A 26,007-nucleotide genomic window follows, 5' to 3' on the forward strand; every position below is an offset into this window, starting at 1 on the left:
GCGATCGTGCGGACTACAAAATAAAGTCCAATAAAAAAAGAGATTGGATGCGCTCCAATCTCATGGTCATAAGAATAACAAATATTATGGTACATGCTACCAATTAGTAACATGCCAAATAAATATCCGGTACTCTTCTGTCCTTTTGCCTGAGATTGTGAACCCTTCGGCGTCGCGAAACTATCGCGATCTCTCCAGAAGCTGCTCCTGCTATAGTTTGATCCATAGCAATCATAGCTTTCTACGTATTAAATTTTTCGATCAAGATAATGACTGTCGAATAGTTGTTTATTCTAATACCAGTTGGATGCTTTGTCAACAAGAAAGATGACTTTCATTTATTTACCTTCTTCGAAAGAAGGTAATGAAACAGGTTCAATCGTCAACTTAGTATCCTTTTCTACATGCTACCTGAGTCCCTGCGGAAACCTAAATACGTTAAATGGATCGTACTTTTTATTTACTCTTTCTAACCGCTCTGCGTTGTCTCCAGAATACTCATACTCGTAGTTTCTAAGGTTGCTGATAGGGAAATTCACATAGGAGCCTTTCGTAATACGTTTAATATATTGAAATCGCTTATACAGCCACTCTCTGTTTGCTCGTGCAAACGCATCGTCTGTCCATACAGATTGAAAGCCCAGAATATATCTAGCGTTTCTGTAAAAGAAGGCCGTTTCTCTGTTACCAACACTGCGAATTTCTCCTCCTAGTGCATAAAAAGAAATCGCGGCGTAAATGGACCCTTCTGCTGGACGCTGTATGAGATCTGCAAGATTTTCAAGCTCGCCAACTGAATAACTTCTTTGCACAAATCTTCCCGTTGACTTAAATTTTTCAGACGGAGGATAGGTTGCTTCTATCTTTTGTACCGCTTCAAGAAAAGATAATGACTCTAGCTCGACTCGGAACCCCTCCACCTCTGCAAAAGGCTGCAAGATCTTTCGAGCTCTTTCTGGAGATCCGTAAAAGAAGCCGTTCGCAAATATGCCCAATCCTTCTCCTTCTGCATTATAAAAACTGGCAACTAGCGTCATACGTTTGTCCAATTCAGGCAGCCAGCTTTGCCATATATTCATCACTTGTACCTGTTTTTCTCTTGTAGTACCTACATAAAAGAAGCGAACAAGCGTCACAGAGCTGTTCGTCGGTTTTGGAAGCTGAAACGTCATGCTTGCCACAACGCCAAAATTACCGCCACCAGCACCTCGGCATGCCCAAAAAAGATCCGCGTTACACGATTTGTTTGCTTTAATAATCTTTCCTTCATAATTGACCAACTCTAGCTCTATCAAGCTGTCACAGCCTAATCCGTAAAGTCTGCTCGAAAGCCCCCAGCCTCCTCCGAGCGTAAAGCCAGACACCCCAACAGTCGGACACGTTCCTCCTGGAAACACATATCCATTCGAACCGATAAAATCATACACTTCCGTATTTTTCGCTCCTGCTTCCATCTTTAAAATGTTCCGTTTCCTATCTAATTTCACCCCATTTAATCGACTAATATCAATGACTAATACACAGTCACCCGTAGAATATCCTTCATAATGATGACCGCCAGATCGAATGCGAATCTCAACACGATGCTTACGCGCCCAGTGGATCGCATTCACAACATCCTGGTTTTTTTCACAGTACACAATCACAAGCGGAAATTTATCAATAGCGCGATTCCATTCCTGACGAGCTTCCTCATAAATGGGGTCTTTTGGCGTTACCACTTCGCCCGTAAGTCCTTTTAAAAACATTGAGTCCATTTAACCTCTTACCCTTTGTACATACTTTTTAGTAGTTTTATTAATATAGTATTATCGATGTGGTTAAAGGTTTGGGTTTTGGGATAGAGTTTGCGTTTATTATTTGTACAAAAGACGTCACTATAGTTTATCTTAAAGGCATTAACCCTCTTATGTAATTTCTCTTTAGCGACGTAACACTTTCCATGACTAAACTTTATGGGAATTTCATCTCACTATACTAAGATATTTTTTTACACTAAAAGAACAGATGTTGAATTTTAACAACTTTCTCCATTTAATAAGAGTACAGCTCAAAGAAAAAAGAGCAGAATCTAATCTGCCCTTTACTCTTTTTCTATTCATTTTTTTAACGTCAAACTCACCACATTCTCCACGTGCGCCGTATGCGGAAACATATCAACAGGCTGAATGTAATCAACATGATAAGCCTTCGACAGCTGCTGCACATCTTTCGCTAATGTAGATGGATTACAAGAAACGTAAACCACTTTCTTTGGCTTCACTTGTAAAATCGTTTTTAGAAGATGGTCATCACAGCCTGTTCGCGGCGGGTCAACGACGATAACTTCTGGCTTCCAGCCTTCTTTTACCCACTGCGGCATCCATTTCTCAGCCGGACCCGTTACGTACGTAGCATGCTCAAACCCATGATCTTGGGCATTTTTTCTTGCGTCTGCAATCGATTCTTCAATCGTATCCATTCCGCGAATTTCTTTGGCGTCTTTAGCAAGCCATAAGCCAATTGTCCCTACTCCGCAGTAAGCATCTACAATTTTTTCACTGCCTGTTAACGCAGCTGCTTTTTTTACTTCGTCATATAGCTTCACGGTTTGAAGAGGATTCAGCTGGAAGAATGCACGAGCTGAAAGTTCGAATGAAATGTCTCCTAACGTTTCTTGAATCACTGACTTTCCAGCAAGAGTAAACGTTTCGTCTCCAAAAATAAGCGATGTTTTTTGGCCGTTTACGTTTTGTACGAGCGATTTCACTTCCGGTAGGCGACGCTGAATTTCTTTAATCAGCAGCTCTTTTTTCGGAATGTCTTGTTTAGCCGTAATCAAGACAATTTGCACTTCACCCGTTTCAAATCCTACTCGAGATACGATAGTACGTACAATACCACGGCGTTTGCGCTCATTGTAAATAGGAATTTGAAGGTCTTGTAAAATTCGTTTTATTTCTTTTGTCACGTGATTTGTAGCTTTATGCTGAATGGGACAGTTTTCAATATCAATCAAGCGGTGAGAATTCAGTCCGTACAAACCAGCGATGACTTTTTGTTTGTCCATACCCACTTGAAACTGGGATTTATTACGATAGCGCCAAGGATCTTCCATGCCAATCGTTTGGCGTGTTTTCTCTTCTACTTTTTTTAATGAACTGTGACGTTCGAACGCCTGCAAAACGATATCGCGCTTAGATTCTAGCTGACCTTCATACGATAAATGCTGAAGCTGACAGCCTCCGCACTGCTCGTAAATAGGACAGGGTGCTTCTACGCGATGAGGAGATTTTTTGCGAATTCGCTTGATTTTCCCCTCGGCAAAATTACGCTGAACGTTTGTTGCTTCTACAACCACTTCTTCATTTGGTAGTGCTCCCGGCACAAAGACGACTTGGCGCTTAAAATATCCTACGCCTTCTCCATTAATACCGAGCCTTTTTATCGTTAACGGAAACGTTTGTCCTTTTTGAACTTTCATTTCAGTTTTTGGTTTATTCATGAGACCCACTCCGATTAGTTTAAATTCTTTATATAGTTATTAACGGTCCTTAGCTGCTTAAAACCTAGTAGACCGTATCGCTTTAAAAAAGACATCAACGCATATTATAACACTTCAACAGCAAAAAACCGACAGGAGAAACATTCCCATCGGTTTTTATCTTTATTTCGTTTTAGAAGAACTTTTCTTCATTTGTTTGCGTTCGTTCATTAAATCATCAATGCTTTTAAACGTATAGCCCTGCTTTTTTAAATCTACAATCGCTTGATCTAATGCATCTGCGTTATCCTTTGAAACAGTATGCAAAAGCATGATCGCACCTGGGTGTATTTGAGCCATCATATTGTCGTATGAGTAGCGCCAGCCTTTTTGTTCATTCACTTTCCAGTCAACGAATGCAAGTGACCAAAATACATTCGTATAGCCCTCTTGCTTTGAAAGAGCTAGCGTTCGTTCACTAAATACACCTCTAGGTGAGCGAAGATACTTCATTTCATCACGACCCGTAATGTTTTTGTATTCATCTTTTACTTTTTGCAGTTCTTCTTTAAAACGTTTGTCATCCACTTGAGTTAAGTCAGGGTGATGCCATGAATGATTGCCGACAATATGCCCTTCTTTTACCATTCGCTTAATTAGCTCAGGCTCTTCTTTTAAATAATGTCCTGTTACAAAGAACGTCGCAGGAACCTTTCTTTTTTTGAGGACGTCTAAGACCTGCGGTGTATAGCCATTTTCATAACCGTTATCAAATGTTAAATAAATATTTTTTTTAGTTGTATCTCCGAGATAAAAAGCATCATACTTAGCAAGAATTTGTTCATAAGCTGTACCTGCGGATGCAGGCTTGTGATTTTTGCTTTTTTGAAATCCCCAGCTGATCGGAGTGTTTGGATACATTTGTGCTTCAACAGATGCTATGCCTGTTGACATCACAAATAAAAAAACGAGAAAAAAGGTGAACCGGCGCATAAGAAGCTCCTTTCGGAAGTCATTTTACGCTTAGTATCCACTCAATTTTCTCGTTCATGAACGTTACTTTTTACCATACGCTCCGGACATATGTTTATTTAAATACCGGTTCTTTAAATTGCTCAAGCTTTTCAAATGAAGACTTGTCTACATCTGCATGCAAGCTGTTTCCGTGTGAATCCATCGTCACTACAGCTGTAAAGCCTTCTACTTTTAAATGCCACATTGCTTCAGGAATACCGAACTGCATCAAATCAACGCCTTCTACGCTCTTGATACAGTCAGCATAGTACTGTGCAGCTCCGCCGATCGCATTTAAATATACGCCGCCGTGCTCTTGAAGAGCAGCAAGTGTTTTAGGACCCATACCGCCTTTACCGATAACCGCTCGGATACCAAATTTCTTCATAATATCTCCTTGGTACGGTTCTTCACGGATACTTGTTGTTGGTCCTGCAGCGGTTACGTGCCATTTTTCATCTTCATCTTTTAACATAACCGGACCACAGTGATAAATGATTTGTCCATTTAAATCAATTGGCGCATCGTGATCTGTTAAATGCTTATGAATAGCGTCGCGTCCTGTGTACATCATACCGTTGATACGCACCACGTCGCCAACTTTTAATTCACGAATTTGCTCTTCTGTAATAGGTGCTTGTAATACAACTTCTTTTGTTTCATCCGCATTTTGTTTCTCTTCTTCGCCTGCATTTTTATTAAAATCTACTTCTTCGCCTTCTTGATACAGCCACTCTTGAACGCTTCCTGTATCGGCATTGATTTTAACGCCCAAACGGCGGTAAGCCCAGCAGTTATACGCAACTGACACATAAAAGCTAGCAGGAATACGATTGATTACGCCGACTTTACAGCCAAGTAATGTCGTTTCTCCGCCAAAGCCCATTGTACCAATTCCTAACTTATTGGCATTTTCCATTACATACTCTTCTAATTCTTTCAGCTGAGCATTTGGATTTTCGTCATCTAAGTTTCGGAACAGCTGCTCTTTTGCTAATTCATAGCCTGTTGTACGGTCGCCACCGATTCCAACACCAATGACGCCGGCACTACAGCCTTGACCTTGTGCTTGATACACAGAGTGCATCACACATTTACGAATGCCGTCTAAATCACGGCCAGCTCTACCTAAACCTTCTACTTCACAAGGCAGGCTGTACTGAATGTTTTTATTTTCACAGCCGCCGCCTTTTAAAATAAGACGCGCATCAATATAGTCATTTTCCCACTGTTCAAACTTAATAACCGGCGTGCCGCCGCCTAAATTATTACCGCTGTTTTCTCCCGTTAACGAATCTACGGAGTTAGGGCGAAGCTTTCCGTGCTTTGTTGCTTCTTCAATTGCCCAATAAATCGCTTCTTTAATTTGAAGCTGATTCACTCCTACAGGGGTTTTAATTTTAAATGTTGGCATACCCGTATCTTGGCAAATTGGCGATAAATTATCATCCGCCATCTTAATATTATTGGTAATGGTCGCTAAAGACATTGCTGCACGCGTTCCTGCATTTTCACGCGCTTTTGCCTTTGCGATAGCACGTCGAACGTCTTTTGGCAATTTTGTAGATGTTTCAACAATTAAATCGTACATGCTTTGTTTTAAAGCTTCAATCATCACTTAATTCCTCCCATATCCCGCTAATGTATGTATTTATCTATCTGTCGTACAACTTTCAAAATTTATTATACTCCTTCAAAAATTGTTTCGAAAGACCTTTATAGGAGGATTTCCACTTCAAGCAAAAAAGCGCTAGTTTTTCTAGCGCTTTTTCCTTTGTTCATTCTTTATCTTTTTTAAACTGCTCACATTTTGCTTCGAGGTCATCAATCATCGTAATCAAACGGTCAATGTCTTCTAGGTCTGTGTTTTCAGGCTCCATGGAGTCTAATACGTGTACAAACATATTTAAACGATCTTTTAAATAACGTACTTGTGAATCTTTATCTCGAACGGCGTTTCCCATTTTAAACCCTCCTGATATAGCTTTTCATTCGTATTTCTTTATATCCTAACGAATACTTTCATATTTGACAACTAAAAGCAATAAAATCCATAATAGTCACTGGTGTCCGTTTTGAATGAGACGTATAATTTAGTCTAGCAGGACGGACCGTGAGATGTTTTCATCATTTCACTTTACGGAAAAATAAAAGGAGTTTTTTTATGGCCACTTTACAACGAATTACCCCGGAGTTCGATCCGTGGGAAGCGTATTTAGATATGAAACAATATGGCAAACCGACGCTTACAAACGTTGAATTCACCACAACGACGCTTTGTAATATGCGATGTGAGCACTGCGCAGTTGGATATACGCTGCAGCCAAAAGACCCAAACGCACTGCCGCTTGATTTAATTTTAAAACGTCTCGATGAAATTCCAACTCTTCGAGCGTTAAGCATTACGGGCGGAGAGCCGATGATGTCTCTATCTTCTGTGAAAAATTATGTGGTGCCTTTATTAAAGTATGCACATGAACGAGGTGTCCGTACACAGATTAATTCAAATTTAACATTAGATCTTGCTCGTTACGAACAAATCATTCCTTATTTAGATGTTTTACATATTTCTCACAACTGGGGAACGATGGACGATTTTGTGGAAGCTGGCTTTGCAATGATGGAGCGAAAGCCTACTTATGAGCAGCGCGCCAAATATTTCGACCGTATGATTGAAAACAGCCGCGCGCTTGTAAAAGCAGGTGTAACCGTATCAGCTGAAACGATGTTAAATAAACGTACGCTTCCTCACATGGAAAAGATTCATCGTCAAATTGTTGATGAAATGCTTTGTCAGCGTCACGAAGTACACCCTATGTATCCAAGTGACTTTGCTAGCACTCTAGAAACATTATCTCTTCCTGAAATGCGTCAAGCTATTCATCACCTTCTTGATATTCGAGATGAAAATGTGTGGATGCTATTCGGCACGTTACCGTTTTATGCATGCAGTAATAATGAGGAAGACTTATCGCTTTTACAGCGCTTGTATAGCAGTAAAAATGTAACCGTTCGAAACGATCCAGACGGGCGCTCTCGCCTAAATGTAAATATTTTCGACGGAGATATTATCGTAACCGATTTTGGTGATACGCCTCCTCTTGGCAACATTCAAGATACAAAGCTTACAGACGCTTTTGATATGTGGCAGCAAAGCACAATTTCTAAAGAACTTAGCTGTCATTGTTCAGCAGTATCTTGTTTAGGACCTAATATTTTGGTGAAAAACAGCTATTATCAAGATACTGATTTTAGCAAACTCCAAGCGAATATCACAAAATAACAAAAAGAGATTCCACCACTGGAATCTCTTTTTTATTATCTCGGCTGATCGTAAGCCCCAAAGCTTAAGGAAACATAATCTTGTACTGGAATCCATGCTCCAATTCCTTGAGACGTTACATTTCTCACTACAATTGAACGCTTGCTTCCTTTTACCGTTACATACACTTCTCCATATGTTACTTTTCCTTTTTCACTTACAGCAGGCGTATACGCATACAGATAACCTACTTTTTTAGGAGCTACGTTATAGACCTGGTCTTTTTTCGTTCCGGCACCTACAAACGTTTGAAATGATAAAGTGAGCTTTGTTTTTTTAGCTGCTTCAATTAGCATCATTTGTTTCACATGATCAGGCTGAGGCACTTTTGCTGTTAATCCGCCTTTTATATGGCTTTGATTTTCCTGGCTGTACATCATTTTGTACTGAGTTTTTCCTGCTCTGTTATCATAATGATTTGTATTGATTCGCTGGTGCTGCCAGTTAACGTTTGTTTCTGTTGATTCGTAATTTAATGGCCACTGTCCTAAAAAGATAGTTGCTCTAAAACCAATTGCCCATGGAGTTTTAGAAATGTTTGATTCATTTAATATACGAATTAAATCAGGGTTTTCAATTTTCACATTTGATGTTTCAATGAGCTCTTTTGTAAACTCACTCGGCTGCAAATATGGCGTATCTTGACTAGCATTTGGATACGTATTTTCTTTTGAAATATTTAAAGCTGAAGAAGGCACGTTGATGGTAGGCTGAGCTGTTTTCGCAATGGCGATCTTCGTTGAACATGAAAATGAAATAATGATGGTAAACACAAATAAAAGCAATTTACGTAACATCTAGAAACTCCTTTCAACATCGTTAATGAATGCAACCATAGTTTTTTCAAACATCTCCTGTTTTATCCTGAATACTAAAAGGGAAATTCTTCTATTTACTTACACAAAAAGAATCCGAACCATTAATCGTTCGGATTCTTCCTTCAACTAAAACATGTTTGTTCCAGCCTCTTCTTTTTTAAATAAGATAAAAACCAATTCCCATAATAATATAAGCACCTAAAAGAGTTGCACCTTCGAACCAGTTTGTATCTCCGTCATTAGAAATAGCAATAGTTAAAAATACGGCCGTTACCATCGCAATCAACTCAGGCCAAGTAAAGACAAGAGACATTTGGTTTTCGAACATCAGCGAAACTAACACTAATATTGGTGCTACAAACATCGCGACTTGTAAAGTGGATCCAACAGCAATTTCAACAGCTACACCCATGCGGTTTTTAACGGCCATAATAATAGCGGAAGCGTGCTCTGCTGCGTTTCCAACAATCGCTACAATGATGACCCCGATGAACAGCTCACTCCACCCAAAACTTTCGGATACAATTTCGATTGTACTAACCAAGCTTTCGGATACGTAAGCTACAGCTAACGTAGACAAAAAGAGAACAGTAATCGCTTTCCACATTGACCATTCTGGCTCTTCATGTTCTTCCACTTCTTCACTTTTATGCTGATACACGCCTCGATGCGTTACCAGCTTAAAAAATAACGCCGCTAAGTACAAGATGATGAGAATAATGGATATTCCGACACTCAGGGACATGGTCTTCGCTTCGTCCATTTCGCTAGCAAACACTTCAGGAATAACAAACGCAACGATAACGGCAAAGATCAATAATCCAGAATTATGTCTTGCATCATAGACATTAAATTCTTGACGCTTAAATTTTAATCCCCCAATGAAGAATGAAAGACCGCCTACAAGAAGGAGGTTTCCTAATACAGAACCGGTTAACGATGCAAGCACCACCGCTGTAAGACCTTCTTTTAGAGCAAAAATAGAAATAATTAATTCTACAGCGTTACCAAACGTAGCGTTTAATAGTCCGCCTATTCGAGGACCAGCTACAACAGCTAAGCTCTCTGTTGCTCTCCCCATAAAAGCTGCGAGGGCAATGATTGTTAAACAGTAAATAATAAACATAAGAACATCTGACCAGTGCATCATGTGCCCAATAACAGATAGCGGCACCCCAAGAATAACCGCTATAAGAAAAATCCGATTGATCATCGATATGTACACCTACCTTATTCATTTTTTGACAACAAAATCAATCATATCAAATTAATGGAATTTGTATAGACTCACCGTCAATGTTAGTATTTTTAACCTATTTTTATAAATGATAAACCCTTAATTGATTTTTGATTAAGATAGTTAAAAATCAGCCAAACTACCAAGGGTAAAAAGATATAATAAGGAGTGAAAAAAATGAGCAATAATGATGTGAAAAATCAAATTTTATCCGTACTGGATGACTATACAATTGGAACGTTAGCTACAATTCAAGATGGAAAACCTTATTCACGCTTTATGATGTTTTTTCATGAAGATCTTGTGCTCTACACCGCCACCAATAAAGATACACATAAAGTCGAAGAACTAGAAAAAAACCCTTACGTTCATATTTTGTTAGGCTATGATGGGCAAGGTTGGAGTGATCCGTATGTAGAGGTAGAAGCGAAAGTAAATGTAGAAACAAACGAAGAGTTAAAAAAGAAATTTTGGAATGAAAAGTTAAAAGAGTGGATTAAAAGTCCAGATGACCCAAGTTATTTGCTTCTTCAGCTGACTCCTGAACGCATGCGCTATTTTGATAAAGCCGGCAGCAAACCGAAGGAAATATGAGATTGAGACGTAGCTAAGTCCATTCCATCTGAAGACAAACAAATGGGAGCAAGGAGATAAACCGCTTGTAACAACACCATAAAGATCCGAACGAGTTTGATTCATCGTTCGGATCTTCTTCAACTAAAATATTTTTGTCCCAACCTCATTTAATTTCGAAGGTTTCTGTCACTTCAATACTGTCAATAACCGACTGTAGCATCGAACAATTTTTCCGTGCTAGCTCCATTGATTTTTCAATTTTGTCTAATGGAAGGTCTTCTCCTGTGATGATATAGTGCAAATGAATTTTTTCGATTCGCCCCGCTTTTTCATCATTTCGCGTCACATCAGCTTGGATGCGTAAATCGGAAAAAGCAATCCTTTTTTTCTCTAGAATCTTTCTTAACACGCCTCCGCTGCAAACAGCAATGGACGATACCATTAGCTGATACGGACGAAAGCCATACTCTTCATCTCCGGCGATATGTAGCTCTCCATAAGGAAGATTTGTTGTAAACCCCGCCTCTTTTTTCATGTTAAATTCCACTTTCTTCACTCCTTTACTTCATTATAAACCGCTTTTTATATAACCAACTACTCTCAATAGGGATACTTGTTACACCGTCACCATAAAAAAATCCGAACGAATTTGATTCTCCATCAAGAATCTCGATTCATCGTTCGGGTCTTCCTTCAACTAAACTACTTTTGTCTCAGCCTTTTTTATGACTCTGTGTTAAATTAATTTTCCGGCGCGAATATCATTTGTCATTCCTTCGTAAGGCGCTTGAGCGATAACTTCCTCATTGTTCGCTCCGACATTTTTGATAAATGTAATGTCAGCAAATTCGGGTACAACGTATTTCGGATATGTTTCGTATTTTTCACGGGATTCATGCATTAAATTAAGATGATCATTTTGATAGCACACGGTAATTTCAGGATGTTCATGTACCCATTTTGGGAAGAAAATAATGCCGTGCATCCGTTTTTCATCAGGCATAAAGTTCAAAGATACATCTGTTCCAGTCGGCTCAGTCCACGATACTTTATATACACCTTCTGTTAATTTCACAATATCTACTTTTTGGTCGCGAACCCATCGTCCTGCCACCATTCCGCTGTGAATACGATAATCGATTGTATTTTCGTTTTTGATATAAATTTCATATTCCCATCCGTTTTCGTACGTGTAAATCATATGATTTCCAATAAATTTTCCCATTTTTATATCGCTCCTTTGATTTATAACACTTCGTATATGTCTGACACAACGCGATCCGATCTAAGCGTCTCACAGCAGTGCCTAGAAAAACGCAGTTTTGTAAGCGTTTGTATTTCGCACTTCCTGTATGACCAATGACAATCGCTGTACCGACATTGATTGTGAATGTCGCTATTTTCTTAAGCACTGTGTGTATTCTAGCGACTGCCTTTTAATTGTAAATTAAAACATGTAAATAGTTACATGTTTTATTCTACTTCCCTTATAAAAAGATGTCAAATTAACAGCACAGCACGTCTACATCCTTGTCAATAAAGCGTTTTCCTTGTACGATTAAACAGTTGGATTGACAAAATATAGATAAAAAGAGGTTGAATGCTATGAGTGCTACTCATAAACAACGTTTCTGGATTTTAGTTAGCCTTGTCGCCATTTCTGGATTCAGCCAAGGTATGCTGCTGCCTTTAATTGCTATTATTTTTGAGAAAGACGGTCTTTCTTCTACTATAAACGGATTAAACGCAACGGGATTGTACCTAGGCATTTTATTTATTTCTCCTTTCATGGAAGGGCCGCTTCGCAGATACGGATATAAACCAATTATCGCAGCAGGCGGACTTTTAGTTATTGTGTCTTTAGCTTTGTTTCCCTTGTGGAAATCTGTTGTTTTTTGGTTTGTGCTCCGTTTATTTATTGGAATAGGAGACCACGCGCTGCACTTTGGTACTCAAACGTGGATTACATCGTCTTCACCTGCTGATAAACGAGGTCGAAACATTTCATTGTACGGGCTTTTTTTCGGTATTGGTTTTGCTGTTGGTCCTTTAATGACGCCGTTAATTGAAATTAATCAAGCGCTTCCTTTTATGATTTCTTCAGCTCTCTGCCTCATAACGTGGGTGTTTTTATTTTTGATAAAAAATGAATTTCCCCTACAGGAAGTGGAGGTTAATTCATTAAAAGAAACAGCTAAACGATTTTCTAAGGCGGCTAAGTATGCTTGGATTGCTTTTTTGCCGCCTTTTGGATATGGATTTTTAGAATCATCACTGAACGGAAGCTTTCCTGTATATGGCTTACGAATTGGTTTGCAAGTAGAGTTTATTTCACTCCTCTTGACTTCCTTTGCAGTTGGAGCTATTGTATTTCAGCTTCCTCTCGGAATACTGAGCGATAAATTTGGACGGAAATTGGTATTAGGATGGATTTTATCAATTGGAGCCGTTACGTTTTTTACAGCAAGCCTCTTGGAAGAGACTGCTATTCCATTAGTAGCTTGTTTATTTATAGCTGGCATGGTTGTAGGCTCGACGTTTAGTTTAGGAATCAGCTATATGACGGATTTGATTCCTGCTCGTCTACTGCCTACAGGTAATTTACTATGCGGCATTGCTTTTAGTATCGGAAGCCTTGCCGGCCCTTACATAGGCGGCACGTTTATTCAGTTCTTTCACCATATCAGCTTTTTTAATATTATTAGCGGGATGCTTGGCTTTATTTTTATTATTCTTTTTGTATTCGGACAAAAGATGCCTATGCAACAAAAAACAAGCGAGAACCTATAGGTTCTCGCTTGTTTTTTAAACTTTTAGCGTTCGATGCTGAAGAGCTGATTTTTCAATTTGTATCGTGGTATGCTCAATGCCGCAGTGATCATGTACTAAATCGATGGCTTTTTGCAAAATTTGCTGACAATCTTTTTCATCTTCTACGCGCATATGACAGCTCAATGAGTCCAGTCCTGAAGTAATGGTCCAAATGTGTAAATCATGCACATCTTTGACTCCTTCAATGTTTTCAAGAAGGTTTTTTATTTCACTGTGATCTACCCCTTCAGGAGAGCCTTCCATCAAAATATGAACGCTATGAGCAAGCACGCCCCAAGCGCTTTTTAAAATTAATACAGACACAACTACAGAAATAATAGGATCAGCAATATACCATCCAAACAGCATCATAAGAAGTCCCGCTACAATAGCTCCAATAGACCCTAAAGCATCTCCCAATACGTGTAAGTAAGCGCTGCGTAAATTTACGTTTCCTTTTACATCGCCTTGTCTCATAAGTGACCAGGCGCTGATTAAATTAGCGAGTAAACCAACAGTAGCAATCAGCATCATGCTGCCGCTTGCTACAGACTGCGGCTCTAATACGCGCTGATAGGCTTCATAGATGATAAATCCTGCTATTACAAACAGTGCCACTCCGTTAAAAAGAGCCGCTAATATTTCAAAACGATAATAACCGTACGTTTTTTTAGCCGATGCAGCTCGGTTAGCAAACCATATCGCTACAAGGCTAAGAGCAAGTGAGCTTGTATCAGAAAGCATGTGTCCGCTATCGGATAATAACGCTAAACTATTTGTAAAAAGCCCTCCAACAAACTCAAGAACCATAATACCCGCGGTGATAATGAGTGCAATTAACAAACCTTTTTTGTTGCCTTCACGCTGTGTATCAAAATGGTGATGGTGACCATGATGGTGGTGATGATCATGACTCATGCAAAGCCCCTCCTTCTACTCGTTATGTGCGCATTCTACGTGCTGAATTACTTGATGCAGTATTCCAACCACGTGTTCATCATCATACGTATAGAAATACGTATTCCCTTCACGGCGATATTTTACTAAACGTAAATGACGCAAATGTGTTAACTGATGTGAAATAGCTGATTGTGAAACACCAAGCACTTCAACCATATGACCGACTGAACACTCTTCTTGAAATAGCAAATAAAGAATTTTCATTCTCGTAGGATCTGAAATAGCTTTTAGTATTCTTGACGCTTCTTCTACTGTTTGAGGCGATAAAAACGAATGTTCATCTTTTTTCATAACATCTCTCCGTTCATTATATGCAAGTATATGAGCATATGTTCATATATAAATTATAAAACACCTTTTTCTATATAGTCAATTATTTACGTCTTTCTAAATTTTTTTTGCCTATTTTTAAAAAAAATACACACAAAATACTTTTTCTGTTATATAATACAATTAAATATAATAAACTGTATTAAAACAGATGGAGAGGAGAATAATAAATGAGCAGACAAGAACGCAAAAACATGATTACATTTATTGAAACAATGAAGGGGATTGACCGTGAAACCTTAATGTACATGACGGATGCCGATATCGAGCACATTTACACTTCCGCTTATAAATATTATGAAGAACATTTAGATATGTAGTACGTTTTTTACAGGATGCAGACGTCCAGCTGCATTCTGTTTTTATTTTTTAAGCGTTAGTCGTTACCTCCTTGCTTGTTCCGTGCTATACTATACTAAATATCCCAATTTAAAAGAGAAGAACTGAAAAAATGTGCTGCTATCGCTGAGATGGCAGCTTTCGTGTTTTTTTAGGGGTAATGATTGTGATTATTCTTCTCAATTATCGTTCAAGGAGGATTTGTATGGAAAATGCGTTACCTAAAAAACAAGAACAAACGCCTCAAACATCTTCTGCTGTCAACGTATTAAAAACACATGGTGAACTCATTGCTGCACTGTTAAGCGGCGTGCTGATTTTAGCCGGCTGGCTGCTGTCAAAACAGCAGGATACTGCTGTATCAATTACGCTCTTTGTATTAGCTTACGTGATAGGCGGATTTGCTAAAGCAAAAGAAGGCATTGAAGAAACGATTGAAAATAAAGAATTGAATGTCGAAATGTTAATGATTATTGCAGCCGTTGGAGCGGCTGTAATTGGCTACTGGACAGAAGGTGCTATGCTTATTTTCATTTTTGCATTAAGCGGTGCATTAGAAACGTACACCATGAATAAAAGCAACCGAGAAATTAGCGCCTTGATGAATTTACAGCCGCAAGAAGCAACGCGTCTGATTGGAGATCAAGAAGAAATTGTATCCATTTCGGATTTACAAATCGGTGACTTGCTGCTAGTTAAGCCGGGTGAACGAGTGCCATCCGATGGGATTGTTGTCTCAGGTCAAACAACGATTGATCAGGCTGCTATTACAGGGGAATCTGTTCCTGTACTAAAACAGCTCGATGATGAAGTATTCGCGGGCACGGTGAATGTGAAAGGCGCCATTACCATTAAAATGACAAAGCCAAGCGCTGAGACGCTGTTTCAAAAGATCATTCAACTTGTTCAAACGGCTCAAAGTGAAAAGTCGCCTTCTCAATTGTTTATTGAACGATTTGAAGGCACATACGTAAAAATTGTTCTATCGGTTGTGGCAGTTATGCTATTTCTCCCACACTATGTGCTTGGATGGAGCTGGACCGAGACATTTTACCGTGCAATGATTCTCTTAGTTGTAGCGTCTCCTTGCGCTCTGGTTGCATCTATCACTCCTGCTTCGCTGTCTGCTATTTCAAACGGAGCAAAAAAAGGAATTTTGTTCAAAGGCGGCGTTCATTTGGAAAGGTTAAGCCATTTAAGCGCAATCGCTTTTGACAAAACAGGAACGTTAACAAAAGGAAAGCCCGAAGTGACAAATGTCATTGTCCGTTCTGATATGAACGAGCAGGAATTTCTTGTTAAAATCGCATCAATTGAACGTCAGTCCAATCATCCGCTTGCTCAATCCATTGTTGACTTTGTGAAAAACAAGCAGGAATTGATGCTCGTTCAGCCAGATTCGCTTGAAGACGTTCCCGGATATGGTGTCATTGGGTCTCTTCAAGGAGATACGTGGAAGATAGGAAAAGCAGATTTTGTAGGTAAAGAAGATGCAGGTGAATTTGAAAATGGGATTTCATCTACGCTTGCCAGTGAAGGAAAAACGATTGTGTACGCAAAAGACCAGCATGGTATTGTGGGATTGCTTGCGCTAAAAGACGTTGTACGAACAGAAGCTGTAGATGCTGTTAAATCTCTTAAAGAGCAGGGTATTCATACCGTCATGATTACAGGAGACAGCGAAAAAACAGCCGAAGCCATTTCAAAAGAATGTGCAGTCGATGAATACATTGCAGAATGTTTGCCTGAAGCGAAAGTAGATAAAATTAAAGCGTTAAAAGAAAAATTCCCTACCGTTTCAATGGTAGGAGATGGCATTAACGATGCACCTGCTCTGGCTACTGCTAACGTTGGAGTAGCCATGGGAGAAGGAACGGATGTTGCACTTGAAACAGCGGATATCGTTTTAATGAAAAATGATCTATCAAAAATTTCGGATGCAGTAGCTCTTTCCAGACGAATGAACTCAATTGTGAAGCAAAACGTTATTTTTTCTATTGCCGTCATCTTTTTATTAATTTGTTCGAATTTTTTCCAAGTGCTTGATATGCCATTTGGTGTTATAGGTCACGAAGGCAGCACCATTTTAGTTATCTTAAACGGCCTTCGCTTGCTAAAATCTTAACGCAAAAAAAGCCTAACGTATTTGTTAGGCTTTTTATTATGGAAATCAATGCCTTAATGGTAACCGTTTTGTCCATTTTGGCTGTTGCTTGTTTTATGCTTTGGCTGGCTCTTTTTATTTTGCTTTGTATTGCTTCCGTCTTTTTTTGTATGCTTTGTCATGATGTAAAACCTCCCTTTCACTTTGTTAGTATGCTCATATCTTGCGAATGATTTCATCCCAATTTGTGACTATGAAGATTTAACTCGACGGTCGTAGAAAATAGCGTTAATTTCTCCTCCAATAACGATAATCATCCCCGATAGGTACAGCCAAATAAGCAGGATAATAATTCCGCCCAAGCTTCCATATGTAGCTGTATAGTTATTGAAATGATTTACGTAATACGCAAACAGCATCGATACCACTGTCCATCCGACCGTAGCAAAAGCCGCTCCTTTTACAACATTTCGAATCAGCAGCTTTTTATTAGGAGCAAAGTAATACAACCCCGTAAAAACAGTAAACAAAATGAGGCCGCTGATAATCCAGCGGGAAGCAGACCATAAAGCGAGAAAGGTTTCTGAAAACCCAAACGTAGACGATAAATAAAGACCAATCATATGACCGAAAACCGGAAGTAAAAGCGCTACAATAATAACAAATATCATCGCAAAAGTAAGGAGAACTGCCATACCTCTCGCCACTAAAAAAGGCCGATTTTCTTGTACGTGATACGCTCGGTTAAATGCTCTTACAATCGCATTAATTCCATTTGAAGCAGACCACATCGTCGCAATGATACCAAAGGACAATAGCTTTTCATTATGAGAACCAATGATATGGGAAACGTTGCTTTCAATCATGTGCAGCGTTTGCTGTGGCGCTACATTTTCGACCAAGTCAAGCAGGTCTGTTGATTCCAATGGCAAAAATCCAATCAGCGTAATTAAGAAAATTAAAAAAGGAAATAGCGAGAGCAGCAAATAATAAGCCAATTCAGCTGATAAACTGGGCAGCTCATCTCGATGAATGCGACCCATCAGTTCTTTGCCAAACCTTACGATGTTATTCATGTACATTCCAGCCATATGTGCCTCCTTATTTATTTTTGTTCATCACCATACTTCTCCACAAATGCTTCTTTTGTATCGTTTACAATTTCCATCACCTGAGGCGTTGTTTCTTTTAACTTTTCTACTTTTCCTGCTACAAATGATACATCTTCAGAAACTTGCTCAATGGTCGTGCGAATGGTTTCGTATTTCTCTTTGACAGTATCCGTTACAAGTTCAGGGTGCTGAATAAGATTTGTTGTTTTGTCTTTCAGTTTTTTACTTCCTTGAATGACGGATCTTCTTGTTTCTTTATCAAATAAAGAAATAGCTCCTCCTATAATTGCTCCAATGACAATACCTTCTACTAGCTTATTGCGTTTACCCATTTGTCGTTTCTCCTCCGTTTTTTATTTTTTAAGTATCGCTTATTCCGAGAAATGCTTCTCTATAATTTCGTCTAAAAGAGCCTTGCATCCTTCTTGAACTAAGTCATATACTTCGTCAAAGTTTCCCGTGAAATAAGGATCAGGCACATCTTCAATATGTAAATCGGGCACAAAATCCAAAAGCCTTGCAATATAACCTGTTTTAGTATGTCCAGCCATCCTTCTCAGATTTCCTACATTTTCGACATCCATTCCAATAATATAATGAAATTTAGCTACATCTTCTTGAATCACTTGTCTTGCTGTTTGCCCTTTAAAATCAATGTTGTTTTTCGTTAAAATAGATTGCGTCCCTTCATGAGGAGGATTGCCTTTGTGCCAGCCTCCTGTGCCTGCAGAATCTACGTGAATTTGTCCTTCCAGCCCTTTTTTCTTCACCATATCTTTAAAGACCGCTTCTGCCATGGGTGAACGACAAATATTTCCTAAACAAACGAATAATACGTTAATCATAGTCTCGACTCCTTTCCCTTATTACAAACATTATATACAATCATTTTTAAACTAAAAAATAGTTTTCTTTTATTTATATCGTTTCCACTCTTCTGTGGATAAGAACCTGACATAAAAGTGTTCACACGATAAAAACATGTTACAATAAAAAAAACGCAACTGGAAGGATGAACAAAGTGGATTTATCAGTAAAATCTCCAGAGAATATTAAACATATGGTCGATAGCATTAGTGAAAAACTGCGCATGCTAAATATCGGAGCAATTAAAGCTGAAGCTTTTGACGAAGAAATGTATGAAGACTTAAAGTACTTATACGATATGGTAATGAGAAAAGATTCTTTTAGCCCAAGTGAAATGCAAGCGATCGCGGAAGAATTAGGTACACTGCGTAAACAAGCTTAATGACAACTCCGTCAATGACTAATAGCCATTGACGGTTTTTTCTACATTTTTTTCTACACATGAATGCTGCGCCTTTTAGCGAGCAAATAAGAGTTAAATCGTTTACATACACATAGATGAAATATTCCCAAAAATCTTTCTTTTTTATTAGGAATTGACGTTTTTATTATTTGTCTATAGAATGTATCGAAATACCTAAAGCTCGTATAGTCTTGGAAATAGGGTCCAAGAGTTTCTACCGAACTACCGTAAATAGTTGGACTACGAGGGTTGAACATCATTCATACTGCATTTTTATTCTTCTTTATGTTCTCCCTTACATAGTCCTTCATTGTTATTCAGTTATACAATGAGAGGAGTCACATTCATGTCAAATACAAAAACAACCTTAAAAAAACAGCTTGCTGTTGCCAATAAAAAAATACCTGCAGATCTTGTAGTGAAAAACGGGAAAATTATCGATGTCTTTACGCTTTCCATCATTGAAGCTGATATTGCGATTGCTGATGGAGTGATTGTTGGAATAGGTCAATACGATGGGAATAACGTCGTGGATGCAAAAGGAAAATACATTTCTCCTACATTCATTGATGGACACGTTCACATTGAATCATCAATGGTTACACCTAAAGAGTTCTCAAAACTTCTTGTACCTAGAGGCGTCACAACTGTCGTAACGGACCCTCATGAAATCGCGAATGTTTCAGGGAAATCTGGCATTGAATTTATGCTTCAAAACTCGGATTCCATTCCTTTAGACGTATTTGTAAACTTACCTTCAAGCGTGCCAGCAACTCCTTTTGAAAGCTCTGGAGCCGTCTTAAAAGCAGCTGACTTAGCGCCATTTTTCTCTCACCCTCGCGTGCTTGGATTAGCAGAAGTGATGGATTTCCCTGCTGTGCGAGATGGAGATGACGATATGCTCGATAAATTACAAGCAGCTAACGATGCAAACGGCGTAATTGATGGGCACGGCTCAGGGTTAGATGCTACGGGCGTTAATATTTATCGTACCGCTAACATTTCAACAGATCATGAATGCGTAACAGCAGAAGAAGCAATTGAACGTATTCAGCGCGGGATGTATGTTCTGATCCGCCAAGGTTCTGTCGCTAAAGATTTGAAACAATTATTACCTGCTGTAAATGAACGCAACGCGCGCAGATTTTTATTCTGTACAGATGACAAACACCTAGATGATTTATTAACGGAAGGTTCTATTGATTATAATGTTCGTTTTGCTATTGAACTCGGGCTGGATCCGTTAATTGCGATTCAAATGGCTTCGTTAAATGCCGCTGAATGCTACGGGTTAAAAGATAGAGGTGCGGTTGCTCCTGGTTACAAAGCGGATTTTATTCTATTAGACGACTTAACCGATATATCTGCAGCACATGTCTATCAAAACGGAGAGCTTATTGCTGAAAATGGAGAGATGCTTTCTGTTCAAGAAGAACAAATTGATCTTCCAACAGAACTAATGAATTCTGTTCATCTCAAAGAGTTTTCCATTAAAAAACTTACGATACCACTTCAGCACAATCGCGCTAATATTATTGAAATTAATCCAAACAGCCTGATTACAAATCATATTGTAGAAGAAGTTCAAGTGAAGCAAAACGAATTTCAGTCTTCTGTAGAAAACGATCAGCTGAAAATGGCTGTTGTTGAGCGTCATCATCTAACAGGGAATATTGGTCTTGGAATTGTAAAAGGTTTTCAGTTAAAAGACGGAGCGATTGCTACCACGATTGCTCACGATTCACATAATATCGTAGCCGTAGGAACAAATGATGAAGATTTAGCAAAAGCAATTGCGGCAATTGAAGAAATCGGCGGAGGTATTGCTATTGTAAAAGGCAATGAAGTGATTGGCTCCCTCCCTCTTTCCATTGGAGGATTAATGTCACCTCACCCTTACAATGAAGTAAACAGCTTACTTAAGCAGCTTCACGGGGCTCTTCATGAGCTTGATATTTCACAGAAATTCAACCCGTTGCTGACACTGTCTTTCTTAAGCTTGCCTGTTATCCCATGTCTAAAATTAACCGACAAAGGATTATTTAACGTAAAAGAATTCAAGCATATCACCGTTCAAGCATAAAATAAAAAGGACTCTTTCGAGTCCTTTTTATTTATATCCTTTAGACGGCGCAGTTCGAGTTTTACGATTTTTATAATGACGATATCCTTCTTTTAAAAGGATAGGAAAAACAGCGACTAGAATTTTTTTTAATATACGTCCCAATTTAAGGCACTCCTTTACGTGTTCTTACTTTACTATACCCAAATTGGACAGCTAAAAACGCAAAAAAGAGCAGGTATATCCTGCTCTTTTTGTATTACTTACCGATAAATTGTTGAGTCCAGTACGTAGTATCACCTTTTACGTATCCAACACCAATTTCAGTGAAATCAGGGTTTAGAATGTTTTTGCGGTGACCGTCACTGTTCATCCAAGCATTCATTACATCTTCAGGAGATTGCTGACCTTTTGCAATGTTTTCACCTGCTGTTGTATATTCAATGCCGAATTGTTTCATCATATCAAATGGTGAACCATATGTTGGTGAATTGTGGTCAAAGTACCCTTTGTCCATCATGTCTTTTGATTTAGTGCGTGCAACGTCACTTAATTTTTTGTTAAGTGTTAGAGGTTTTAAACCTTGTTTTTCACGCTCTTGGTTCACTAAATCTACGACCTTTTGTTCGAATTGACTAGCATCTTTTGTTTGTTCTGCTTTATCAGTATTTTCTGATTGTTGAGCTTTTGTGTTTTGCTGTGTTTGCTCTGGAGCTTTTGCTTCTTCACTTTGCTCTGGTGCTTGTGCTTGTTCCTGTGGAGCTGCTTCAGCTTGCTCTGGTGCTTGTGTTTCTTGTTGTGGAGCTGCTGCTTGAGCAGATTGGCCTTGAGCGTTAAATTTCTTTAATAGCTCATCTACATTTATATTTTGTGCTGCTTGAGCATCTTTAATGTTAATTTGTTTTGGAGTGTTGCAATCAGGAGCTGCTGCATTTGCTTGTCCTGCTGTTAGTAATCCTAATGATACGGCACCTGCGACAGTGGCAATACGAAACCTTTTCTTCATGTTTGAAATCCTCCTATGTGATAATAAAGTTTTTTTGTAAAACCGCAACGCATCTAAGCTTTTAGCAAGCCAATCTCGTGATGCACCCTCATTGTTGCATGAAAACTATGAAACTCGCAACGTCTTTTAAGCTACCAAAATTATACTTTCATTTATGTAAAAAATATTTCGATTGTGTTACGTGGCTTCTATCTATTGATAGTAAAAGGTTTTCATATTCTTTTAGAAACCTCTTCACCTAATGCAGTAATATAACTGTAAATTCCTCGTCAAAATCGTTACATATAAAAAAGGCGACAGCAGAGTGGTAAACCACCCTGTTATCGCCTTTTACAGAAAGTTTTGCTAATATTATTTACTTATTTTAAGACATTTACTGATTCACGTACGAATGCTTCCATATCGTCTGGTGTACGGCTTGTAACTAGTTGATTACCGCATACCACCACTTCTTTGTCATGGAAGTTTGCACCTGCATTTTTCAAATCAATAGCAATTGATTTGAAACCAGTTACGTCACGTCCTTTTAATGTTTCAGCATTGATTAGCAACTGTGGTCCGTGACAGATAGCCATAACCGGTTTGCCTTCATCCATAAATGATTTTGTGAAAGCTACGACTTGATCGTCCGCACGTAAGATATCTGGTGAGAAACCTCCCGGTAAAAACAATGCGTCAAAATCTTCTGGTTTTACATCCGCAATTGCTTTATCAATTGTTAATGTTGTTTCGCCTTGTTTACCTGTTACTTCACCTGTTTTAACATCGATTTTTGTTAGCGTATGGCCTTCTTCTTCAAAGGCTTTGGCTGGATCTGTATATTCCACATCTTCAAATAAATCTGTTACTAATACTGCAATTTTCTTACTCATTCTAAGCAACTCCTTAATTGATTTGTGTACTAATGTTCTATAAATAAAATACCCGTACACTATTCTTTTAAACATAGTTTATGGGTAAAAAACTTTTCTACAATAATCAAAAACCACATTGAAGATTTTTATAAAGAAGAAATTCAAAACAAATTAAATGTCTGAAACGTCGTCTCTTCTGGAACTGGGTACACGTCTCTCCCTGCAATCACGTTCAGAATACGCTGATTGCGCTGAACGGATAAACCAAGATTTGTTGCGCCAGATCCATGTGAATGTTCAATATTGGTTAACGTAAAAAAGTGGTGGTTACGGGGTTGTTTAAAGACAAGCCGGTAATCTTTTGTGACTTTAAAACGCTTGTCATCTTCCCATTCGATATCATCTTTTATTCGTTCGATGAACGGCGAAACCTTCGGCTTATAGCCCGTGGACAATATCAAACGATCCGCTTCGTATTGAAAAGAGCGTTCAACCTTTAATTGTTTGCACTCCAGCTCATATCCATTTCCTTTTTTATGAATATCACTTACTTCAGTCGAAGCTTGAATCGTAACGGGTACTTTTCCTTTAAGTGAACGATGATAAAGTAAATCATAGATTTTCGTTAAGGTAGAAGATTCAATTCCGTGACGTAAAGGATTTAAATCTTCTACCGTGCTTGTACGTTCCTCAAAAGGCAGCGAATGAAAATAATCTACATAGTCTGGCGAAAATAACTCTTGAGCAAGCTTGGATTGATCAAGCTGAAAAAAATTAGAGGATCTTGTAAACCATGTAAGGTGGTAATGATGTTCAGTCTGTTCTTCTAGTAAATCAAGAAAAATCTCTGCAGCGCTTTGCCCTGAACCAACGATCGTTACATGTTTTCCTTTTTGAATCTCTTCTTTTTTATGTAAATAGCCGCTGCTGTGTAAAATATGCTCATTCAGCTTTTCTTCAAAAGCCGGAGGTACAAGTGGAATGCTTCCTGTTCCCATTACAACGTGTTTAGCATTGACCGTTTGAATTCCCTCAGGTGTTTCTACCTTTACTTCATAATACTCTTCTTCATTTTTCGGTATCACGTCCACAACTTTTGAAGAAAAGTGGCAGGAAGATAGCTGCTCCGCTACCCATTTTGCGTACTCGTTGTATTCTTGACGCGGAATGTCAAAACGATTAAAGAAAAAGAACGGATACAAGCGTTTTTGCTTGTGAATGTAATTTAGAAAAGAATAGGGGCTTGTTGGATCCGCAAATGTAACTAAGTCTGCTAGAAACGGAATCTGCAAGTCCGTGCCGTCAATTAACATGCCCGGATGCCATTCAAATTTCTCTTCTTTATCAAAGAAGATGGCATCAATTTCATCAAGAGGCTCAGCAAGGGCCGCTAAGCCTAAATTAAAAGGTCCTATTCCTATTCCCACCATGTCATACTGCGTATTTGTCATCTTTAAACTCCCTTTCATAAAAAAAGCTAACAGTATTGTCTACTGTTAGCTTTTTACCCTTTTTCCATACATTTATGCGGAAGGAGTCATACTCATTTTCGGGCCAAACGATTCATACATGATATTTTCTTGGGAAATACCCATTTCAGCTAGGCCTTCTAACACCATTTGCGTAAATGAAGAAGATCCACAAACATAATAATATGCATGTTTATCACCGGCATATTTAGCTAGCTCTTTTTTAGTTAAGCGACCATACGTTATATGTTCATCATGCTGAGCTGTTTGCGCTTGACTATAGAAAACGTGTTGTTCAAACGTATATGTCTCTGACAACGATTGAAGCTCTCGTTTCATTGCATGAAACTGCTCATTTTTAGCACTGTGAATAAATGTTACTTCTTGATTGTTTTCTAGTGCTTGATGAAGCATTGACATCATTGGAGTAATTCCTACACCTCCGCTGATAAATACTGATTTACTATTTTCTTTTAAGACAAAATCTCCTGCTGGAACGCTGACTTCAAGCAAGTCTCCTTCTTTCAATTGGTCATGTAAATAAGTTGACACGACCCCGTCTTCCATTTGCTTTTCTTTTTTCACCGTAATTTTATAGTATGGTTGGTTTGGATAGCCAGATAAGCTGTACTGACGAATGGATAAATACTCTTGACCAGGAATTCGTACACTCACATACTGACCTGGCAGAAAAGCAGGCAGCGCTTTTCGATCAGGTGATACTAAATAAAACGAGTACACGTCTTCTGCTTCTTTTACTTTTTTATGGACCATTAGTTTTTTATAATCTTTCCATCCTTTTTCTTCGGCTTCTTCATATAATTCTTTCTCCACACTTATAAATACGTCCGCAATGGCACCGTATGCTTCTTTCCAAGCTTCCATAATCTCATCGGTCGCAGCTTCTTTTAAAACATCTTTAATTGCTTTTAATAAGAACTCTCCGACAATTGGATAGTGCTCTGCTTTTACGCCGATACTGCGGTGTTTATGAGCGATTTGCTTTACAACTGGAAGCAGCGTTTCAAGACGATCGATGTACTGCGCAGCGGCATAAACTGTATTAGCTAACGCCATTTGCTGACGGCCTGTTTTTTGATTTGTTTGGTTGAATACATTTTTTAAAGAAGGATACTGTTCAAAAAGCATCTCATAAAAACGAGTTGTAATTGCTTGACCATGCTGTTCTAAAACAGGAACTGTACTTTTTACAATAGAAATAGTTGTTTGTTTCATAACTTTCGCCTCCGAAAGATTCAT

25 protein-coding genes and 2 riboswitches are annotated in these 26,007 nt (G+C 38.6%); of the genes, 7 read left to right on the plus strand and 18 right to left on the minus strand.

What is annotated here, in order from left to right:
- Nucleotides 1-127: 127 nt before the first annotated feature.
- Nucleotides 128-208: riboswitch (glycine riboswitch) on the minus strand.
- 199 nt (nt 209-407) lie between these two features.
- The 5 genes from ACFX4E_RS22840 to ACFX4E_RS22860 form a co-directional block, all read right to left on the minus strand.
- Nucleotides 408-1,757, minus strand: coding sequence for an FAD-binding oxidoreductase (locus ACFX4E_RS22840; RefSeq protein ID WP_377238673.1), 1,350 nt, complete (start codon nt 1,755-1,757; stop codon nt 408-410).
- Between the two features lie 341 nt (nt 1,758-2,098).
- Nucleotides 2,099-3,484 (minus strand): 23S rRNA (uracil(1939)-C(5))-methyltransferase RlmD, encoded by a 1,386-nt coding sequence (rlmD, locus tag ACFX4E_RS22845; protein WP_377238675.1) that lies wholly within the window; start codon nt 3,482-3,484, stop codon nt 2,099-2,101.
- A gap of 162 nt (nt 3,485-3,646) precedes the next feature.
- Complete coding sequence (pdaA, locus tag ACFX4E_RS22850) at nt 3,647-4,456, minus strand: delta-lactam-biosynthetic de-N-acetylase (RefSeq protein WP_028410132.1); 810 nt, start codon at nt 4,454-4,456, stop codon at nt 3,647-3,649.
- 94 nt (nt 4,457-4,550) lie between these two features.
- Nucleotides 4,551-6,092, minus strand: a complete 1,542-nt coding sequence (locus tag ACFX4E_RS22855; RefSeq protein ID WP_081732061.1) for a fumarate hydratase — start codon at nt 6,090-6,092, stop codon at nt 4,551-4,553.
- 163 nt (nt 6,093-6,255) lie between these two features.
- Entirely contained in the window at nt 6,256-6,441 is a 186-nt protein-coding gene (locus ACFX4E_RS22860) for an SE1561 family protein (protein WP_013081532.1), read from the minus strand.
- Between the two features lie 200 nt (nt 6,442-6,641).
- Here ACFX4E_RS22860 and yfkAB point away from each other — a divergent pair, with 200 nt between their 5' ends.
- Nucleotides 6,642-7,760: a radical SAM/CxCxxxxC motif protein YfkAB gene (gene yfkAB, locus ACFX4E_RS22865; protein ID WP_028410133.1), complete on the plus strand. Its 1,119-nt coding sequence runs from the start codon at nt 6,642-6,644 to the stop codon at nt 7,758-7,760.
- A 35-nt stretch (nt 7,761-7,795) separates the two neighbouring features.
- Here yfkAB and ACFX4E_RS22870 read toward each other — a convergent pair whose 3' ends face one another.
- Nucleotides 7,796-8,596 carry a YfkD famly protein gene (locus ACFX4E_RS22870; RefSeq protein WP_025752771.1) on the minus strand — a complete coding sequence of 267 codons (801 nt, stop codon included), beginning with the start codon at nt 8,594-8,596 and terminating at the stop codon, nt 7,796-7,798.
- 178 nt (nt 8,597-8,774) lie between these two features.
- Nucleotides 8,775-9,830 carry a calcium/proton exchanger gene (gene cax / locus ACFX4E_RS22875; protein WP_016762856.1) on the minus strand — a complete coding sequence of 352 codons (1,056 nt, stop codon included), beginning with the start codon at nt 9,828-9,830 and terminating at the stop codon, nt 8,775-8,777.
- A gap of 201 nt (nt 9,831-10,031) precedes the next feature.
- Between cax and ACFX4E_RS22880 the strand changes: the two genes are divergently transcribed.
- Nucleotides 10,032-10,448, plus strand: a complete 417-nt coding sequence (locus ACFX4E_RS22880; protein WP_060746126.1) for a pyridoxamine 5'-phosphate oxidase family protein — start codon at nt 10,032-10,034, stop codon at nt 10,446-10,448.
- Nucleotides 10,449-10,593: 145 nt separating this feature from the next.
- On the opposite strand, the gene ACFX4E_RS22885 is transcribed toward ACFX4E_RS22880, so the two are convergent.
- Together ACFX4E_RS22885 and ACFX4E_RS22890 are read right to left on the minus strand one after the other, a co-directional pair.
- Nucleotides 10,594-10,977 carry an OsmC family protein gene (locus ACFX4E_RS22885; RefSeq protein WP_377238680.1) on the minus strand — a complete coding sequence of 128 codons (384 nt, stop codon included), beginning with the start codon at nt 10,975-10,977 and terminating at the stop codon, nt 10,594-10,596.
- Between the two features lie 189 nt (nt 10,978-11,166).
- Complete coding sequence (locus tag ACFX4E_RS22890; RefSeq protein ID WP_252124036.1) at nt 11,167-11,655, minus strand: phenolic acid decarboxylase; 489 nt, start codon at nt 11,653-11,655, stop codon at nt 11,167-11,169.
- Nucleotides 11,656-12,035: 380 nt separating this feature from the next.
- Here ACFX4E_RS22890 and ACFX4E_RS22895 point away from each other — a divergent pair, with 380 nt between their 5' ends.
- Nucleotides 12,036-13,220, plus strand: coding sequence for an MFS transporter (locus ACFX4E_RS22895; RefSeq protein ID WP_013081525.1), 1,185 nt, complete (start codon nt 12,036-12,038; stop codon nt 13,218-13,220).
- Between the two features lie 15 nt (nt 13,221-13,235).
- On the opposite strand, the gene ACFX4E_RS22900 is transcribed toward ACFX4E_RS22895, so the two are convergent.
- Nucleotides 13,236-14,159, minus strand: coding sequence for a cation diffusion facilitator family transporter (locus tag ACFX4E_RS22900; RefSeq protein ID WP_098659215.1), 924 nt, complete (start codon nt 14,157-14,159; stop codon nt 13,236-13,238).
- A gap of 15 nt (nt 14,160-14,174) precedes the next feature.
- The gene (locus ACFX4E_RS22905; RefSeq protein WP_013081523.1) at nt 14,175-14,492 is read right to left on the minus strand and encodes an ArsR/SmtB family transcription factor; all 318 of its coding nucleotides are present in this window, start codon (nt 14,490-14,492) and stop codon (nt 14,175-14,177) included.
- A gap of 209 nt (nt 14,493-14,701) precedes the next feature.
- On the opposite strand from ACFX4E_RS22905, the gene ACFX4E_RS22910 reads away from it, so the two are divergent.
- Nucleotides 14,702-14,851 (plus strand): BH0509 family protein, encoded by a 150-nt coding sequence (locus tag ACFX4E_RS22910; protein ID WP_013055132.1) that lies wholly within the window; start codon nt 14,702-14,704, stop codon nt 14,849-14,851.
- Nucleotides 14,852-15,075: 224 nt separating this feature from the next.
- Complete coding sequence (locus tag ACFX4E_RS22915) at nt 15,076-16,995, plus strand: heavy metal translocating P-type ATPase (protein ID WP_060746124.1); 1,920 nt, start codon at nt 15,076-15,078, stop codon at nt 16,993-16,995.
- A 230-nt stretch (nt 16,996-17,225) separates the two neighbouring features.
- Here the strand turns inward: ACFX4E_RS22915 and ACFX4E_RS22920 are convergent, their stop codons facing one another.
- Genes ACFX4E_RS22920 through ACFX4E_RS22930 form a run of 3 tightly spaced genes read right to left on the minus strand, consistent with a single transcriptional unit; the run spans nt 17,226 to nt 18,931 of the window.
- Entirely contained in the window at nt 17,226-18,065 is an 840-nt protein-coding gene (locus tag ACFX4E_RS22920) for a YihY/virulence factor BrkB family protein (protein ID WP_013055130.1), read from the minus strand.
- 14 nt (nt 18,066-18,079) lie between these two features.
- Complete coding sequence (locus tag ACFX4E_RS22925) at nt 18,080-18,418, minus strand: hypothetical protein (protein ID WP_028410141.1); 339 nt, start codon at nt 18,416-18,418, stop codon at nt 18,080-18,082.
- Nucleotides 18,419-18,457: 39 nt separating this feature from the next.
- Nucleotides 18,458-18,931, minus strand: a complete 474-nt coding sequence (locus ACFX4E_RS22930; RefSeq protein ID WP_013055128.1) for a low molecular weight protein-tyrosine-phosphatase — start codon at nt 18,929-18,931, stop codon at nt 18,458-18,460.
- Nucleotides 18,932-19,107: 176 nt separating this feature from the next.
- On the opposite strand from ACFX4E_RS22930, the gene ACFX4E_RS22935 reads away from it, so the two are divergent.
- Nucleotides 19,108-19,335, plus strand: a complete 228-nt coding sequence (locus ACFX4E_RS22935) for a DUF1128 domain-containing protein (protein WP_013055127.1) — start codon at nt 19,108-19,110, stop codon at nt 19,333-19,335.
- A gap of 182 nt (nt 19,336-19,517) precedes the next feature.
- A riboswitch (purine riboswitch) is annotated at nt 19,518-19,619 on the plus strand.
- An 83-nt stretch (nt 19,620-19,702) separates the two neighbouring features.
- Nucleotides 19,703-21,439, plus strand: a complete 1,737-nt coding sequence (gene ade / locus ACFX4E_RS22940; protein WP_098334549.1) for an adenine deaminase — start codon at nt 19,703-19,705, stop codon at nt 21,437-21,439.
- A gap of 238 nt (nt 21,440-21,677) precedes the next feature.
- Here the strand turns inward: ade and ACFX4E_RS22945 are convergent, their stop codons facing one another.
- The 4 genes from ACFX4E_RS22945 to hmpA form a co-directional block, all read right to left on the minus strand.
- Nucleotides 21,678-22,424: a CAP domain-containing protein gene (locus ACFX4E_RS22945; RefSeq protein ID WP_013055125.1), complete on the minus strand. Its 747-nt coding sequence runs from the start codon at nt 22,422-22,424 to the stop codon at nt 21,678-21,680.
- A gap of 359 nt (nt 22,425-22,783) precedes the next feature.
- Nucleotides 22,784-23,296 (minus strand): type 1 glutamine amidotransferase domain-containing protein, encoded by a 513-nt coding sequence (locus ACFX4E_RS22950; protein WP_013081517.1) that lies wholly within the window; start codon nt 23,294-23,296, stop codon nt 22,784-22,786.
- A gap of 143 nt (nt 23,297-23,439) precedes the next feature.
- Nucleotides 23,440-24,729: a lysine N(6)-hydroxylase/L-ornithine N(5)-oxygenase family protein gene (locus tag ACFX4E_RS22955; protein ID WP_028410143.1), complete on the minus strand. Its 1,290-nt coding sequence runs from the start codon at nt 24,727-24,729 to the stop codon at nt 23,440-23,442.
- A gap of 72 nt (nt 24,730-24,801) precedes the next feature.
- The gene (gene hmpA, locus ACFX4E_RS22960; RefSeq protein ID WP_377238685.1) at nt 24,802-25,983 is read right to left on the minus strand and encodes an NO-inducible flavohemoprotein; all 1,182 of its coding nucleotides are present in this window, start codon (nt 25,981-25,983) and stop codon (nt 24,802-24,804) included.
- Nucleotides 25,984-26,007: the final 24 nt, after the last annotated feature.

The sequence above is a fragment of the Priestia sp. YIM B13491 genome (genome assembly GCF_042787605.1).
Classification (GTDB): Bacteria; Bacillota; Bacilli; order Bacillales; family Bacillaceae_H; genus Priestia; species Priestia megaterium_E.